Origin of the sequence: Sediminibacterium sp. TEGAF015, assembly GCF_025997995.1 — a bacterium.
Classification (GTDB): Bacteria; Bacteroidota; Bacteroidia; order Chitinophagales; family Chitinophagaceae; genus Sediminibacterium.
Window position 1 is genome coordinate 2,900,260 of record NZ_AP026683.1, and the last position, 17,736, is coordinate 2,917,995.

18 protein-coding genes are annotated in these 17,736 nt (G+C 34.0%); all 18 read left to right on the forward strand.

What is annotated here, in order from left to right:
* Positions 1 to 45: 45 nt before the first annotated feature.
* The 18 genes from TEGAF0_RS12915 (at position 46) to TEGAF0_RS13000 (ending at position 17,728) form a co-directional block, all read left to right on the forward strand.
* Entirely contained in the window at positions 46 to 1,041 is a 996-nt protein-coding gene (locus tag TEGAF0_RS12915) for a glycosyltransferase family 2 protein (RefSeq protein ID WP_264898829.1), read from the forward strand.
* Positions 1,042 to 1,192: 151 nt separating this feature from the next.
* The gene (locus TEGAF0_RS12920; RefSeq protein WP_264898831.1) at positions 1,193 to 1,906 is read left to right on the forward strand and encodes a CatB-related O-acetyltransferase; all 714 of its coding nucleotides are present in this window, start codon (positions 1,193 to 1,195) and stop codon (positions 1,904 to 1,906) included.
* Positions 1,907 to 1,941: 35 nt separating this feature from the next.
* Positions 1,942 to 3,534: a hypothetical protein gene (locus TEGAF0_RS12925; RefSeq protein ID WP_264898833.1), complete on the forward strand. Its 1,593-nt coding sequence runs from the start codon at positions 1,942 to 1,944 to the stop codon at positions 3,532 to 3,534.
* A gap of 71 nt (positions 3,535 to 3,605) precedes the next feature.
* On the forward strand, positions 3,606 to 5,063 hold the full coding sequence (locus TEGAF0_RS12930; protein ID WP_264898835.1) for a lipopolysaccharide biosynthesis protein: 1,458 nt from the start codon (positions 3,606 to 3,608) through the stop codon (positions 5,061 to 5,063).
* A gap of 66 nt (positions 5,064 to 5,129) precedes the next feature.
* A complete protein-coding gene (locus tag TEGAF0_RS12935) occupies positions 5,130 to 6,221 on the forward strand; it encodes a glycosyltransferase WbsX family protein (RefSeq protein WP_264898836.1) in 1,092 nt (363 codons plus the stop codon).
* 51 nt (positions 6,222 to 6,272) lie between these two features.
* The gene (locus TEGAF0_RS12940; protein WP_264898837.1) at positions 6,273 to 7,505 is read left to right on the forward strand and encodes a glycosyltransferase; all 1,233 of its coding nucleotides are present in this window, start codon (positions 6,273 to 6,275) and stop codon (positions 7,503 to 7,505) included.
* A 3-nt stretch (positions 7,506 to 7,508) separates the two neighbouring features.
* Positions 7,509 to 8,669, forward strand: a complete 1,161-nt coding sequence (locus tag TEGAF0_RS12945) for an N-acetyl sugar amidotransferase (protein ID WP_264898838.1) — start codon at positions 7,509 to 7,511, stop codon at positions 8,667 to 8,669.
* Positions 8,666 to 9,280, forward strand: a complete 615-nt coding sequence (gene hisH / locus TEGAF0_RS12950; RefSeq protein ID WP_264898839.1) for an imidazole glycerol phosphate synthase subunit HisH — start codon at positions 8,666 to 8,668, stop codon at positions 9,278 to 9,280. Before TEGAF0_RS12945 ends, hisH begins: the two co-directional genes overlap by 4 nt.
* Before the next feature lie 2 nt (positions 9,281 to 9,282).
* Complete coding sequence (locus TEGAF0_RS12955) at positions 9,283 to 10,062, forward strand: AglZ/HisF2 family acetamidino modification protein (RefSeq protein ID WP_264898840.1); 780 nt, start codon at positions 9,283 to 9,285, stop codon at positions 10,060 to 10,062.
* Positions 10,052 to 11,095, forward strand: a complete 1,044-nt coding sequence (locus TEGAF0_RS12960; RefSeq protein WP_264898841.1) for a polysaccharide biosynthesis protein — start codon at positions 10,052 to 10,054, stop codon at positions 11,093 to 11,095. Before TEGAF0_RS12955 ends, TEGAF0_RS12960 begins: the two co-directional genes overlap by 11 nt.
* A 3-nt stretch (positions 11,096 to 11,098) precedes the next feature.
* Entirely contained in the window at positions 11,099 to 12,214 is a 1,116-nt protein-coding gene (locus tag TEGAF0_RS12965; protein ID WP_264898842.1) for a polysaccharide biosynthesis C-terminal domain-containing protein, read from the forward strand.
* A gap of 15 nt (positions 12,215 to 12,229) precedes the next feature.
* A complete protein-coding gene (gene wecB, locus TEGAF0_RS12970; protein WP_264898844.1) occupies positions 12,230 to 13,366 on the forward strand; it encodes a non-hydrolyzing UDP-N-acetylglucosamine 2-epimerase in 1,137 nt (378 codons plus the stop codon).
* A complete protein-coding gene (locus tag TEGAF0_RS12975; protein ID WP_264898845.1) occupies positions 13,367 to 14,581 on the forward strand; it encodes a glycosyltransferase family 4 protein in 1,215 nt (404 codons plus the stop codon).
* A 148-nt stretch (positions 14,582 to 14,729) separates the two neighbouring features.
* A complete protein-coding gene (locus TEGAF0_RS12980; protein WP_264898846.1) occupies positions 14,730 to 15,371 on the forward strand; it encodes an acetyltransferase in 642 nt (213 codons plus the stop codon).
* 10 nt (positions 15,372 to 15,381) lie between these two features.
* Complete coding sequence (locus TEGAF0_RS12985) at positions 15,382 to 15,612, forward strand: acyl carrier protein (RefSeq protein ID WP_264898848.1); 231 nt, start codon at positions 15,382 to 15,384, stop codon at positions 15,610 to 15,612.
* A complete protein-coding gene (locus tag TEGAF0_RS12990) occupies positions 15,609 to 16,367 on the forward strand; it encodes an SDR family NAD(P)-dependent oxidoreductase (protein WP_264898849.1) in 759 nt (252 codons plus the stop codon). The genes TEGAF0_RS12985 and TEGAF0_RS12990 overlap by 4 nt, the downstream gene beginning before the upstream one ends.
* A gap of 6 nt (positions 16,368 to 16,373) precedes the next feature.
* Entirely contained in the window at positions 16,374 to 17,423 is a 1,050-nt protein-coding gene (locus TEGAF0_RS12995; RefSeq protein WP_264898851.1) for a 3-oxoacyl-ACP synthase III family protein, read from the forward strand.
* Complete coding sequence (locus TEGAF0_RS13000; RefSeq protein WP_264898852.1) at positions 17,420 to 17,728, forward strand: hypothetical protein; 309 nt, start codon at positions 17,420 to 17,422, stop codon at positions 17,726 to 17,728. The genes TEGAF0_RS12995 and TEGAF0_RS13000 overlap by 4 nt, the downstream gene beginning before the upstream one ends.
* Positions 17,729 to 17,736 lie beyond the last annotated feature (8 nt).

The window sequence follows — 17,736 nt, forward strand, 5'->3', positions numbered from 1 at the left end:
GAGTGTATGATAAAAAATAAAATGTGTTAAGAAAAATATACTTCAATGAATGATAAAGAAGATTTAATTAGTGTAATTGTACCAGTATATAAGGTTGAGAAGTATTTAGACAGATGCGTAACGAGTATCCTTAATCAATCGTACAAAAATTTCGAAATAGTCTTGGTAGACGATGATTCCCCAGATAATTGCCCGAAAATGTGCGATGATTATGCTGTGAGATATGATAATATAGTAGTAATACACTTGAAAAATTCAGGAATAGGCGTTTCTGGTGCAAGAAATGCTGGAATTGAAAGGGCAAAAGGTAAATATATCACTTTCGTTGATAGCGATGATTTTGCCCACCATGACTTATTGAGTGTTTTAAAAAAATCAATTGATAGTGTACCTCAGGCTCAATTATCGATGTGTTCTTATAAACGAGTTTTTGATTTGCCTAAAGAAATCGAGCCAGTTAATTACACTGGAGTTGAGCTTATCAATGATATGAAAGCGATGGAAATGCTTATTACCGATCAAACACTTTCTGCAGTTTGGGGTAAATTATACGCCAGGGATGTGTTCGATGGAATAAGGTTTCCGGTAGGAAGACATAATGAAGATATGTTTGTAATGCCCCTGATATTTCAAAAAGCAAAAAAAATTACAGTAGCACCACAAGAACTTTATTTTTATTTTCAAGATAGCGAAAGCTTATGTCGTTCTAACTTTAATTATAATATGCTTGATATGATTGAAGCTATTTCACAATGGAAACAATATATCACAGTAAAGTATCCAACACTTATCGAAAAAGTAAATAGTCATTATTACTCTTCTGTAATCAATAGTAGCCAATACTTAGTCAAAAAAAAGGACGACTTCGGAATTGAAAAACTGAAAAGTTTTGAGAAAGAAATTGTTGCTAATTATAAATCAATAATTAATTCAAAATATACTACACTCAATAATAAAATCAAGACAATATTAATTAAGTTGGGTCTATTCAAAACTGTTATTAAGACAATCGATACTATTAATATCAGAAAGTACGATTAGGGAAAGCAATAAAATTTAATTCTCTTTTGATTTTATATATTTGATAATGTATCTGGTGCGTTTTTGTAGAAGTTAGTCTGTATTTGTTTTAACCACAGATTAGTAGAGTACATAGAACTTCGTAGCAGTTACAATTTCAAAAATTCAAACTATGATTGTAAAATCAATTATAAAAAGGTTTTTACTGAAAACAAAAAAAGCTATTATAATTGATAAACGTTCAGAAATCAATTATAATGTTATAAATGAAACGATTAATGCAGAATATCCTTGTCTGATTACTGATTCAATGTGCAGTTTTGAAATGGTGAATGAAGGCTGTAGAATTTCGGACAGTCGGTGTTATGGGGATATTGTGCTAGGTAGATTCGTTTCGATCTCAGGACCTGGAACGGTGATAAAGGCGCTCAAAGAAAAAATATATATTGGTAGTTTTTGTTCAATTGGACAAAATGTATGTATAGTCGACTTCAATCATTTGTATGAACGAATTACCAGCAGCTTTATACATTATCAGATATTTAGGGAAGATTACAAGGTAGATATTGATACAAAAGGTCCTGTAGTTCTTGAGGAAGATGTTTGGATTGGTTCTAACACAATAATATTACCAGGAGTTAAAATTGGAAGAGGATCTGTTATTGGAGGTGGAAGCGTGGTTACAAAGGATATCCCCAGATATTCAATAGTATATGGAAACCCGGCAAGAGTTGTATCCAGACGATTCAACGATAATACAATCGACATGCTTGAAAAGTTGGAATGGTGGAAATGGGATATTGCTAAAATTAAAAGAAATAAAAAATTGTTCAGTACCAGCCTTACGGATGACGGTATTGAACAGATTAGGGCAAACATCAATTAAATACTCTAGTATTTAGTTTAAAATAAGATTGTAAAGTGATAGAAAATAAGAAAGTATTATTGATTTGTAAAGAGAGTTTTTCCTTCCCTTTATTTTTTATAGCTAAAAAATTACTCTCACAAGGAAATGAGGTTGGAGCTTTTTTTATTCATCCTGAGGAAGGGTATTATAATAAGTGTCTGTATAATGACTATACCTATTATTACTACAAAGAGCACTTAAGAGATGTTAAAATTTACGGATTAAAGGAGCTTTGTGAGCAGTTCGATTATAATTATAAACATTCAATTGTGGATCTTGAATATTTGGCGGAGATCGAAAAAAAATATACAAATTATAAAAATCTTAATCTACAGTTAACCTCTTCTCAGCTAACTACCAGACATTATCATACCCGGTTCTTTTTTAAGTACAGTACTTTTCAACAGTGTCATTCTTATTTGGAACTCGGATATAAACATGTTATTAGGGTATTAGACGATTTTAAGCCAGATGTAATATTGGATAATGAAGATGGTGAACTTTTGAGGACCATTCTGAACGAAGTTTCTTACGAGAAAAAAATTCCATATATAAATATTGAGTACCCTCGATTTGAAGCATATAAAATCCCTACCTATTGTTTAGGTGTTCAAAATGAAAACTACCTGAAAAACGAATACATGAGATTTTATTCAATGCCTAAAGAATATCTGACAAATGAGATTAATTATGTTTTGACATTCAGGGAAAATAATAAGATCATGTCTAGGGAGTTCTCTGGTACAAGTACGAGTCAATACAAACCGGATCGACTAATAGATGTAATAAAAACATTAATTGGAAAAACTGTTTATTTCTGGAATCTTTTTGTAACAACAGGTAATTGGCGCTTAATTAGAAAAAAACAAATATTGTATTCTAATCCCCTGAAACATTTTTTATTTTATGCCAAAGTTGCATGGAAGAAACAATTATTATTCAGGAAAAACAGATATTTTGATCCTCCCGTAATTGGTGATGAGTATGTTTATATGCCACTGCATCTGATTCCTGAATCAACTACTTTTGTAAAAGCTCCATTTTATATTAACGAATTACATATTATCGAACAAATTTCCAAATCGCTACCAATTGGGTGGAAGTTGTATGTAAAAGAACATCAGTCTATGTTGGGGGAAAGAGATTTTTCCTTTTATAAGGCAGTGAAAAAGTTGCCTAATGTAAAAATGGTGCAGTTCAATTATTATGACGATCCCAAACCCTGGATTCAAAATGCTAAAGGGGTGATTACTATTTCTGGAACAAGTGCGTATGAAGCTGCGATGCTAGGAAAAAAATCAATAGTATTTTCAGATGTTCCTTTTACTTTAATCAAAGGAATTACACAGGTGAAATCTTATCAGGAATTACCAAATCTGATTGCAGACTTCGGTTTAATTGATAATATTAAATCCTGTGCATCTTATCTAGCAGCCATAAAGTCGGTAGGTAAAGAGATTAATCTAAAATACCTGATGGCTGAAGGTGAAGCAATTATTAAGGGGGAAAAAGAGAGTACAGAAAAATTTCAAGTGAAAATAGATGAACTTTATGATTTTTTCAGCGATGCATATTCAAAATATTCATCCAGATTTTTATCACAATAATCAATACTACAATAAAGCCAGCAACAAATTATACAATAATCTTTGGCATTGTTCTTTATCAGTTATAATAAATGGGGAATATTAAAACGGTTAACCTAAATAAACTTGCATTCAGGTCAGGGTCTAGTTATATGGTCTCTAATATCATGATTAGTGCAATTTCTATTTTAACCGCACCAATTTTTACAAGACTATTGACTACCGCCGATTATGGAGTAGCTAGTAATTTTGCAGCCTGGGTGAATGTTGGGTTAGTGATAATTGGCTTGGGACTTCCTTACAGTATTGGGAATGCCAAAACAGATTTTCCCTCAGAGCTCAATAAATTTCTGGCCTCTATTCAATTATTAGGAACAATAATGGCTGGTTCCGTTTTAATTTTGGCCATTATATTTAAGGATAACTTAGCAAATTGGATGGAGGTAGACCCCAGCCTGGTGGTTATAATGTTTGTGTACTTGCTTGTTTTCCCATCTGTTCTATTAGCGCAGGAGAGGTATAAGTTTTTGTTGAAGTACAAACAAAATATATATATATCATTATTTGGTGCTTTAGGTGCTGTAAGTTTTTGTTTCTTGTTCATCCTGGTTTTTTTTAAAGATCAGCGATATTATGGCAGAATTATAGGGTTGATTTTCCCATTTTTTCTCATGGGGTCTTTCTTTTATATTAAGATTCTGGTCGATGGCTGGAATGTGGATTTCAAGAAATATTGGTCCTATGCTTTAAAAATATCATTGCCAATGATTCCACATGCCCTTGCAATGGTAGTGCTTACCCAGATGGATAGGATTATGATTGTGAAAATATGTGGAAATGCTGATGCCGGCTTGTTTAGTTTTGGATACTCATATGCGGTTTTATTATTGCTCGTTTCAAATGCTGTTTTGCAAGCTTATCAACCCTGGCTCTACATTAAGTATAAAGCCATGGATATACAATCCATAGGCGTGTCAACCAGTTTTATTGCTACAGGTATGTGTTTATTAACACTAGTCTGTATTACTGTTGCACCTGAGGCATTAATGGTATTAGGTGCAAAGAATTTCTGGGCTGCAAAAGTTGTTGTGATGCCAATTGCTATTGGAGCACTATTCCAATACATATATAATACTTATACTACACTCGAACTATTTCATAAAAAAACTATTGTAATTGCAATCGGAACAATTTTCGCAGCTGCTATTAATTATAGTTTGAATAGTTTATTGATTCCTGTTTATGGTTTTATCGCTGCGGCTTATGCAACGCTTCTTAGTTACTTAAGTTTAGCCCTTTTTCATTTAATTGCACATAAAAAAATCACAAAAAAGTCAATTTATAATGATGAGTATATCTGGATAATAGCTTTTACAACGGCAGTAATAGCTTATTTTATTTCGCAATTGTATGAAACTATAATGCTAAGGTATATTGTATTTCTATCTGTTATTTTAGTAGTTTTTTTAATTGCATTGGTAAATAAGAAAAGAATTGCCTTATCATATCAGCTAATGACTGAAAAGAGAGAAGATACTATTCTGGCCTAGTTATACTTCAGCAAATTCATAGAATTTTCGATTCAATTCGTTTAATCTTAATGTATTTTATACCACATGAAAATAATAGCATATTACTTGCCTCAATATCATCCTATACGGGAAAATAATGAGTGGTGGGGACCCGGTTTTACTGAATGGACAAACGTTGGGAAAGCTAGAAAATATTATAGAGATCATTACCAGCCGAAAATACCCAAGGATCTTGGCTATTACGATCTCAGAATTCCTGAAGTCAGACTACAACAAGCGGAATTAGCTAGAGAAGCAGGTGTAGACGCATTTTGCTATTGGCATTATTGGTTTGGTAATGGAAGACGTTTACTTGAAATGCCATTTAATGAAGTACTGAGAACCGGAGAACCTGATTTCCCTTTCTGCCTGGGATGGGCAAATGAGTCTTGGAAAGCCAAAGTATGGGATTTCAATAGTACAAAAAGAGACCGAACACTTATGGAACAACTGTATCCTGGGGAACAGGATTACATAGACCATTTCTATGCTTTGCTCGATGCATTCAGAGATAAACGTTATTTTAGAAAAAATAATCGTCCCATTTTTGTTGTGTACAAACCATTTTTACTGCCGGACCCAGCATTGTTTATGTTAATCTGGAACAAATTAGCAGTTAAAGAAGGAATTTCTGATGGGTTTCATTTTGTAGGACATACAGAAAAAACGAAAGATGTTGATTCTCTTTTAAATATGGGATTCAATGCTGTGAATATTGTTCGAAACGGCGAATATGCTCACAATCCACATCTGATTAAAAAAATTCTGATACCTACAATAAAGTATAAAGTCTTTAAACAGCCATTGAAAATTGATTATGCTCTGATGATCAAGTATTTTGTTCAAAGTAAAGAGAAGGAAGCCAATATTTATCCATCAATCATTCCAAATTGGGATCATACACCACGCAGCGGAAGAAAAGGATCTGTTTTTCATAATTCTACACCAGAATTATTTGCGGAACATGCTCAGGAAGTGTTAGATGCTGTATCACATAAAGAAAAAGAAGATCAAATTGTATTTCTTAAATCATGGAATGAATGGGGAGAAGGGAATTATATGGAGCCTGATTTGAAGTTTGGAAAACAGTATATAGAAGTATTAGGTAAGATCAGAAAGGAGTACGAAAACAAATAGAATTGTAGTTTCAAAGTTTACTATTTGTAACCATAAGCTTATATTATTTCAATGCCAAAGTTATTACAGATTTGTGTTGAAGGAAACACAGGTTCAACGGGTACAATAGCGGAAGCCATTGGTATTATTGCCTTAAATAAACAATGGGAAAGTTATATAGCCTATGGTCGTTTTCCAAGGCCAAGTCAATCCAAACTAATAAGAATAGGATCTGATTTAGATACTTTTTTGCATGGGATTGAAACCAGATTGTTTGACCGGCACGGATTGGGCTCAAGAAAGGCTACTCGTAATCTAATCAGTCAAATTGAAGCGATTCAACCTGATATTATTCACTTACATCATCTACACGGCTATTATATCAATATTGTTGTTCTGTTTGAGTATTTAGCAAGTGCTGGAATACCAGTTGTATGGACTTTTCATGATTGCTGGTCTTTTACTGGCCATTGTGCTTTTTTTGACTTTGCAGGGTGTAATAAGTGGAAATCAGAATGTGATCATTGCCCACAAATACGTGAATATCCTCAAAGTTTATGGATTGATAGGTCAAGGAAAAATTTTCATCTTAAGAAAAGGCTTTTTACGTCTGTTCCTCAGTTGACAGTAGTTTCAGTTTCCAGGTGGTTGGATGGATTGGTTCAACAATCCTTTTTTAGGAATACCTCACATGTATTTATTTATAACGGGATTAATCTGGAAACGTTCAAGCCTTCAGGAGATTTTGCAACAATAAAACGAAAGTATAAAGTAGAAGGGAAGTTTCTTATACTAGGGGTAGCGACTACCTGGGATCGAAGAAAAGGATTGAATGACTTTATTGAGTTGAGTAAGGGACTCAGGGAAAATGAACAAATTATTTTAGTTGGTCTCGATGAAAAACAGATGAAAGGGCTACCTGAAAATATAATAGGGTTATCAAGAACTGATAATCAAAATGAATTGGTTGAACTTTATTGCGCTTCAGATGTGTTTTTGAATTTGTCTGAAGAAGAAACATTTGGACTTACGACAGTTGAAGCAATGGCTTGCGGCACTCCTGTGATTGTATATAATAAAACTGCTAGTCCTGAATTGGTTCAACCCGAAACAGGTATGATTATAGATAAAGGTGATCTTGATGGATTACATTCTGCTATTGAGGTGATAAAACAAAAAAGTAAAATGTCATACTCATTGGCTTGTAGAAAACATGCTCAAGAAAATTTTAATGTCAATGATCGCTTTGAGGAATACTTCAATTTGTATAATCAAATGCTGCATAGCAAAAGATTAAAAAAATAGGATATGGAGAAAAATAAAAATATTACTACGAGAGCTTATCAGATTTGTACTAAAACAATTATGGATACGTCAGATCCTAATATTGTATTCAATGAAAAAGGTGAGAGCGATTACTATACAAATTATATTGAAAATATTCTCCCTAATTGGCATACCGATGAACGTGGTTATTATGAGTTGATGAAGACCGCTGAGAAAATTAAAAAGGAATCTAAAAACAAAGATTTTGATTGTATCATAGGATTAAGTGGTGGATTGGATAGTTCTTACGTAGCTTATGTAGCTAAAGAAATTATGGGACTTAGACCATTGCTGTTTCATGTGGATGCAGGATGGAATACAGATAAGGCTGTGGGTAATGTAGAAAAGTTGTGTAATGGTTTAGGGCTGGATCTATATACTGAAGTAATTAACTGGGAGGAAATGAAAGATCTTCAAGTAGCTTTTCTGAAATCACAAATTGCAGATCAGGATATGCCACAGGATTACGCTTTCTTTTCTGCTTTATATAAATTTGCACGCAAAAACAAGATTAAATTCGTACTTACCGGAGGTAATTACTCAACAGAATGTTGTAGAGAGCCAGAAGAGTGGGGTGCATTTCCGGGTATAGACAGATTGTTGGTAAGTGATATTCATAAAAAATTTGGATCAAGGCAGTTGAAAACTTTTCCAATCGTTGATATTATTTCTTATAAAATCTTTTATCGATATGTTTTAGGGATGAAAGTAATTAAGCCTTTAAATTATGTTCCTTATATAAAAAAGGAGGCTGAAAAACTTCTATCAGAGAGATTTGGCTGGGAATCTTTCCAACATAAGCATCATGAATCCAGGTTTACTCGTTTTTATGAAGACTTTTGGCTGCCTCGCAAATTCGGGTACGAGAAAAGGCGCGCACATTTTTCCAGTTTGATTTTAACAGGTCAAATGACCAGGGAAGAAGCATTGGATCGTATTTCCCGACCTGAACTGTCGGAAGAGTTTTTACAAAAAGAGTTTGAATATGTGGCAGATAAATTGGATTTATCAAAACAAGAACTACTTGATATTTTTAATGGTCCAAATAAAACTTTCCATGATTACAGGAATAAAGTAGGTTTAATTGGAATAGGAGCTAAAGCTATGACTTTGTTTGGACTTGAAAAAAGACTTTTCAGATGATAACTTTAATAGACTATGGTGTCGGAAATATTTTTGCCTTTCAGAATGTATATAAACGGCTTGATATTCCTACCAAAATTGCTAAAACCAGTTCGGATTTAGAGGGTGCAGAAAAACTAATCCTTCCAGGAGTTGGAGCTTTTGATTATGCCATGCAACAATTGAATGCTTCAGGAATGAGAGATAAATTAGATGAACTGGTTCTTGATAAAAAAATACCTGTGATTGGTATATGTGTAGGTATGCAGATGATGGGTAAAAAAAGTGAGGAAGGCAGGGAAGAAGGTCTGAAATGGATGGATGCTGAAATTATAAAGTTTGATGAAAGCTTAATAAGGCAAAGAACCAAACTACCACATATGGGTTGGAATGATGTTTTACCAATACGTAATCATCCTTTATTTAGTAGGTTGGAGCATAATGCTATCTTTTATTTTCTCCATTCTTATTATTTTAAATGCAATGACCATTCAAATACAATTGCGATTTCTGATTATGGTTTGCAATTTACTTCGGCAGCCAATGTAGATAATATTTATGGAATTCAGTTTCATCCCGAGAAAAGTCATCAGTACGGTGAAATACTACTGGATAATTTTGCAAAAATATAACTATGCTACGTCCTAGAATTATTCCCAGCTTATTGTACCATGATAAAGGATTAGTCAAGACTGTAAATTTTAAGTCACCTAAATATGTAGGAGATCCTATCAATGCAGTCAGAATATTTAATGAAAAGCAGGTAGATGAATTGGCTTTTTTTGATATTGATGCTACGGTATTGGGTAAGGAGCCAGATTATGCCTTAATTGAAAAACTTGCTAATCAGTCTAGAATGCCGTTATGTTATGGCGGTGGTGTGAAAACTAAAGAACAGGCTCAACGAATTTTTAGTTTAGGGATTGAAAAAATTGCATTGAGTAGTGCTATCATACAAAATCCGAAACTTGTTACAGAAATAGCTGAAAGAGTAGGTTCACAAAGTGTAATTGTTGTATTAGACGTTAAGAAAAAGGTTTTTGGTGGGTATGAGTTATATACCCATAATGGTAAAAAAGCTACTGGGGTTAATCCCTTAAAATTAGCTGCTGAAATGCAGCAACTTGGGGCAGGTGAAATTATTATCAATTCGATAGATCAAGATGGATCTATGAATGGTTACGATATGTCTTTGATTGAAAAAGTAGCTGGTGTAACTTCCCTTCCTCTTACAGTACTAGGTGGTGCTGGTTCACTTCAAGATATTGAAAAAGTAATTGAAAAACATGGTGTTATAGGGGTTGCGGCCGGTAGCCTTTTTGTTTTTAAAGGACCCTATAAGGCTGTTTTGATAAATTATCCTTCACAAACAGAAAAGAACAAGATATTTAAAATCGATAACAATGAAAATTAAGAATAAAACCCTTTTGATAACTGGAGGGACTGGCTCATTTGGTAATGCTGTACTAAATAGGTTCCTGAATACTGAGCACTTTAGCGAGATACGGATTTTTTCGAGAGATGAAAAAAAACAAGATGATATGAGAAAGCGTTTAAATAACGCTAAGGTTAAGTTTTATATTGGTGATGTTCGCGATCTTTCAAGTGTAGAGTCTGCGGTTAAAGGTGCAGATTATATTTTTCATGCAGCAGCATTGAAACAGGTCCCTTCTTGTGAGTTTTTTCCAATGGAAGCTGTTAAAACAAATATTATTGGGACAGATAATATTCTAACGGCAGCTGAAAAATATGATGTATCAAAAGTTGTCGTTCTAAGCACTGATAAGGCTGCTTATCCAATTAATGCAATGGGTATGTCTAAAGCCATGATGGAAAAAGTTATGGTAGCAAAATCAAGAAATCTGGATGATACTAAGACTATTTTTTGTGCTACCCGATATGGAAACGTGATGGCATCAAGAGGATCTGTGATTCCATTATTTATAGATCAGATTAAAAATGGGAAGCCGCTAAGTATTACAGATCCCAATATGACACGCTTCATGATGACACTTGAAGATGCTGTTGATCTTGTTTGGTATGCTTTTGAAAATGCTCGACAAGGCGATTTATTTGTACAGAAAGCACCTGCCGCTACGATTGAAACATTGGCAAAAGCTTTAATTGAATTGTATAATTCAAAAGTTGAAATCAAAATTATAGGGATAAGACATGGTGAGAAATTGTATGAGACATTAGTGAATAGAGAGGATATGGTAAAATCGGAAGATCTTGGTGACTATTTCAGGATTCCAGCCGATACACGCGATTTAAACTATGAACAATATTTTTCAGAAGGTATTCGTGACATTGCCAAAGCTGAAGAATACCATTCTCACAATACAACACTACTTGACGTTATGGGAATGAAACAATTACTTCATAAGCTGCCGGTAATAAAAAGAGATATTTTAGGAGATGTTACAGCAGTTCAATATGATTATTAAATAATGAAAAAAATAGGTATAACAGGGCAGTCGGGTTTTATAGGTTCCTACTTATATAACACACTTAAATTAGATTCTGATAATTACAAAATTGTTGAATTTCATCGCTGTAATTTTAATGATGAATCGTCACTAGAAGCATTTGTAAAAGAATGTGATATAATTGTTCATTTAGCTGGAGTTAACCGTCATGCAAATGCTGATATTATTTATCAGGCTAATATCGAACTGGCTTCAAAACTTGCTGGTGCCGTAAAAAGAACCGGATCACAAGCCCACATTATTTTTTCTTCGTCTATCCAAGAAGAAAAAGATAATATATACGGGAATGCAAAAAAAGCAGCCAGAATAATATTAGCTGAAGCTGCAAAGATGAACGGGGGAGCTTTTACAGGATTAATCATACCAAATGTGTTTGGTCCATTTGGTAACCCATATTACAATTCTGTTATTGCAACATTCTGCTACCAACTCACGCATTCAGAAGAACCAATAATTAATGTTGATGGAGAATTGAAATTGATTTATGTGGCTGAACTTGTTGATGTAATTATTAATTGTTTTACAAACAAACCTAATGATGAAATTTTAGTTCCACATACCAGCCAGATAAGAGTATCTGAAATTTTAAGTATTCTTATTAGATTTAAACTTGAGTATTTCGACAAAGGGATTGTACCTGCACTTAATGATATTTTTGAACTCAATTTATTTAATACTTTCCGCTCATACATTGATATTAGAAACTATTTTCCATTTCGATTAAAGAAAAATGCGGATAACAGGGGGATATTTGTAGAATTGGTCAGATTAAACATTGGTGGCCAAATATCATTTTCTACAACTATTCCAGGAATAACAAGAGGTAATCATTATCATACTCGCAAGATAGAGCGCTTTGCGGTAGTAAAGGGAAAAGCAAAAATTCAATTACGAAAAGTAGGTAGTAGTGAAGTATTAGAGTTTTGTCTGGATGGTAATGAGCCCAGTTATGTTGATATGCCGATTTGGTATACCCATAATATCACAAATGTAGGCCACGAAGAATTGCTTACTGTTTTTTGGATCAATGAATTCTTCAATGCCGATGATCCAGATACTTATATAGAAATAGTATAATTCAAAGAGAAACAAATGATTCGACTAAAAGTAATGACCGTTGTTGGAACAAGACCGGAAATAATCAGATTATCAAGAGTGATGTCTGCCTTGGATGATAGTAATTCGATACACCACATCACGGTTCATACAGGGCAGAACTATGACTATGAATTAAATGAGGTTTTCTATGAAGATATGGGTATTCGAAAACCTGATCATTTTTTAAATGCGGCAGGTTCAACTCCTGCAGCTACGATTGGACAAATTCTAATCAATATTGACAATTTGCTCGAAGAAATAAAACCAGATGCTTTTCTGGTTTTAGGTGACACCAATTCCTGCCTTTGTGCTATACCAGCCAAAAAGAGAAAGATACCAATTTTTCATATGGAGGCAGGCAATAGATGCTTTGATCAGCGTGTACCTGAAGAAACAAATCGCAAAATCGTAGATCATATTTCTGATATAAATCTAACTTATTCAGATATCGCAAGAGAGTATTTATTGAGGGAAGGCTTGTCTGCGGATCGAATTATCAAAACTGGTTCACCGATGTTTGAAGTTTTGTCTTTTTATCGAAATAAGATAAAAAATTCAATGGTTTTATCAAAGCTAAATCTCGAGAAGGAAAAATATTTTGTAGTTTCAGCTCATCGTGAAGAAAATATTAATGATGAAGCGAATTTTACAGATTTGATTGATTCGTTGAATGCTGTTGCAGAGAAATATAAATATCCTGTTATCGTTACCACCCATCCAAGAACAAGGAAAATGCTGGAAACCAAGGATTTTCATATAAGAAATGAGATTCAGTTTTTAAAACCAATGGGCTTCAGCGATTATATATCATTACAACAAAATTCATTTGCGGTATTATCTGATAGTGGTACAATTAGTGAAGAGTCATCGATACTTAATTTCCGAGCACTAAATATTCGTCAGGCGCATGAAAGACCAGAGGCGATGGAAGAGGCTTCAGTTATATTTACCGGACTTAAGCCTGAGCGCATTCTACAGGGGCTTGAGCAAACATCACGACAAAAAATTCATGGTGAGAGGAATTTCAGACCAGTGGCTGATTATAGCATGCAGAATGTTTCAGAAAAAGTAGTTCGAATTATTTTGAGTTACACGGATTATATCAACAGAGTTGTTTGGAGTAAGAAATAAATGGATATTTTATTTATCAGCCTTGTACAGATCGATTCATTGAAAGATCGTGGAATATACCATGATTTACTTCGTGTCTTTCATAAAGAAGGTCATCATGTTACAGTAATTTGTCCTGTTGAAAGAAGGACAAAACTACCAACTAGAGTAATCTCGACAGATGGGTTTACTGTATTACAGGTAAGGACATTAAATGTACAAAAAACAAATGTTATTGAAAAAGGCATAGCGACTGCTAGTTTGGATTTTCTCTTTAAACGAGCTATTAAGAAGCATCTTTCCAGTAAAAAATTTCGTTTGATTTTGTATGCAACTCCGCCAATTACCCTGACCTGTTTGATTTCTTATCTTAAAATGAAAAACAAGGCAAAAACCTATTTATTGCTCAAGGATATTTTTCCACAAAATGCAGTTGATATGGGAATGATAAAAGGAGGAGGACTTCTACATAATTTTTTTAAGTGGCAGGAAAAAAAACTATACCGGTTGTCAGATATGATAGGTTGTATGTCTCCGGCCAATGTAGCCTATTTAAAGTCTCATCATCCTGAAATTTCACGTAGAAAGTTGGAGGTTAACCCTAACAGTGTTGAAATCAACCACTCAGAAGACAAAAAAGTGGATCGGAATTCAATACTAAGTTTTTTTGATATTCCTGAAAATAAAGTACTCTTTTTATATGGAGGAAATCTTGGAAAGCCGCAGGGTATTCCATTTTTATTGAAAATAATATCATCAGCTTCAATAACATCTCCCGACGCTTTTTTTATTATTGTTGGTGATGGTACTGAATTTGAATATCTAAATATATGGTTTAAACATAATAAACCATCTAATGCCATTTTAATACGATATATACCGAGAGAAGAATACAATCAATTAGCGTCTAATTGTGATATAGGTCTTATTTTACTTCATCCCGATTTTACAATTCCCAATTTTCCGTCAAGGCTGTTAACATATCTTGAATATAAATTACCAGTATTTTGTCTTACAGATGAAGTTTCAGATATCGGACCAATAGCTGAAGAGTATAACTTCGGTAAGTGGAGTTTGAATGGAGATTTGAGTCGTGCACTTGAATTGGTTAGCTTTTTCATAAAGAACCGGCAGGCTGCAATACAAATGGGAAAGAATGGGTATGATTATCTAATCAGAAATTATGATGTTAACCTAAGTTATCTGAAAATAATTTCCCTATTAGAACAGCGATAAAATTCAGGCTTTGAGTTTATCTTATTATATCTTCGCACTTGATTGCAATTCCGGGTATATTATATCAATCTAAAATATTGCTTCGTAGTAATTGTTATCATAGTATGAATAAATCATTTTGTAATAAGCAAGTTAGTAGCCTAATGACATGAAAACTAAAATCGCAATTTATGGTACAGGGGGCTTTGGAAGGGAAGTTCATCAGATGATTGAATACATAAACCAGCAAAATCATGTATGGGAATTTGTTGGTTATTTTGATGAGTACCTTATTCCAGGTACAAGTATAAACGGTTTTACGGTTCTTGGTGGGACTAATGAATTGAATAATGTTCAGGATTGCTTAGCGCTTGTTATTGCAATTGGTAAGCCAAAAGCAGTAAAAGAAGTTGCGGAAAGTATTCACAATACGAATATCACCTTTCCAAATCTGATTCATCCACATGTACAATATGATCAACGATATAACAAGATTGGTGTTGGGAACATCATTTGCTATGGGTGTTACTTTACTTGCAATATTGAGGTAGGATCATTTAATATTTTCAATACCAGGTCTACACTCGGGCATGATACCCAAATTGGTTCATATAATATATTTCAACCCAATGTGCAAATTTCAGGAGAAGTTAAGATTGGAGACCTTAATTTTTTTGGTGTAAATTCCTGTGTTTTGCAACAAAAGAGAATAGGAAATAATAATAAATTAGGTGCTGGAAGTTTATTGTTGCGAAATATTAAGAATGATGCAACGTATTTTGGGAATCCAGCTTATGAAATGAAATTGTAAATTTTATTCAATGAATATAGAAGAGTTTATCAAACATTTTGTGGATCAGTTCGATGAAATTAATCCTGCTGAAGTATCACATGTAACAAAATTCAAAGAATTGGATGGTTGGGATTCACTGGTTGCTATTTCTTTGATTGCTATGGTTGATGCAGAATATGGGGTAAAACTTACTGGAGATGAAATTCGAAATGCTCAGTACGTATCTGAATTATTTGAAATTGTAAAATCGAAAAGTTGAATCCGTTTTCATTAGAAGGGAAGAAAATTTTAATTACAGGGGCATCTTCTGGTATTGGAAGAACTATAGCGGCTGAAGCAAGTTTAGCTGGTGCAAACATTGTGATATGTGGAAGAAATACTGAAAGATTGAATGAAACTTTTGATTTATTGCATCATGGTGATGATCAGTGTCATGAAAGAGTTATATTTGATCTCGCAGATGAGTCTGCAACCATAGAAATCATTCAGCAGCTTAATTATTTTGATGGTGTTGTATTCGCGGCTGGTTCTGATCTTATTCAACCTTTTTCTTTTACTACAAGCCAGCAGTTGAAAACAATCATGGATGATAATTTTACTGGTCAGGCACTTATGCTTCAAAAGCTTATTAAAACAAAAAAAATCAACTCAGGGGCTTCAATTGTTTTCTTTAGTTCTGTAAATGGAACTTCAATAGGTTCGAAAGGTCATAGTTTATATGCTGCAGCGAAGGGTGCGATTAATGGACTTGTACGTGTAGTCGCTAATGAATTATCAAAGAAAAGAATAAGGGTAAATGCAATCGCTCCGGGAATGGTTGAAACTGGTTTAATGAAAATGAATGAAGAAATAGTTTCCAAAGAATTATTGGAAGTGCATCGCAAGGATTATCCCTTGGGATTTGGTCGTCCGGAGGATGTAGCCTATTTGTGTATTTACCTTCTTTCAGGTGCTTCTGTCTGGATGACAGGACAAAGTATAACAATAGACGGAGGCCTGAGTATCAATCGGTAATTAATTATGCATACTTTATTTAAGAATATAACAATTTCGCACGTTGCTACTGCCGTTCCTGATAACATACTGGAATTAAATTCTTTTTCAAGTTTATATGGTGAATCTGAGGTAAAAAAAATTATTTCAAGCACTGGAATTTCAAAAGTAAGAATCGCCCCACCTCATCTAACTACTGCTGACCTTTGTGAAGCTGCCTTTAGGGAAATTATCAGTAAAAGTAATTTGGATACAAAGGGTATAGGGGCATTGGTTTTTGTTTCACAAACTGCCGATCACCGACTACCTCAAACTTCCATAATTCTACAAGACAAATTGGGCTTAAGCCGTGAAACAGCATGTTTCGATATTCCATTAGGATGTTCTGGATATGTATATGGCCTTTTTCAGTCTGCCATGCTTATTGCGTCAGGTATTGAAAAGGTTGCACTCTTAGCTGGCGATACTAGTACGCGCATCATAAATGAACGTGATCGTTCTGTATCAATGGTTTTCGGTGATGCAGGAACTGCGACAATATTAGAGTCAGGAAAGAGTGATATGCATATTTCTGTGCGTTCTGATGGATCGGGAAGAGATAAGCTAATAATACCTGCGGGAGGATGCAGAATGCCTTCCAATCTTCAAACAAGTAAAAGTAGAGAGGTTGAACCTGGCGTTTTTCGCTCAGATGATGATTTGTATATGGATGGGATGGCCATTATGAATTTTGCAATTAGTGAAGTGCCATTAATGATTTCAGAAACACTCAAAACCCTTGATTGGAAACAGGAGGATGTTGGTTGTTTTGCATTGCATCAGGCGAACGCTTTTATGCTCAATTATCTCAGAAAAAAAATGAAGATATCTATAGAAAAAGTACCCATATCGGTAGATGGTTTTGGAAATACCGGACCTGCTTCAATTCCACTTATGTTATGTGATAAAGCAGCAGAGCTTTCTAAAAACAATCAACTTGAAAAAGTTGTGATGTGTGGTTTTGGTGTTGGGTTATCCTGGGGCACAGCTTCTACTGATTTGAGTTCAACAATATTTTACAAACCAATAAATATATGAACAATATTAAACGCGAAATTATTTCAAAACTGGTTTTTGATTGCATTAATCAATATCAGGAAGAATTAAATAATAAAATAGATATCAGCGAAGGAGAACAGACCCGTCTCTTTGGAGGAAATGGACAGCTTGATTCATTGGCATTAGTATCCCTAATTGTGAATATCGAAGAGGCCATCGAAACTGAATTAGGAGTGTCACTTATATTGGCAGATGAAAAGGCAATGTCTCGCCGTACCAGCCCATTTTCAAGGATATCAAACCTCATTGATTATATTGAAGAATTAATAATCGCCGAAGGGTAGTTTAAAAT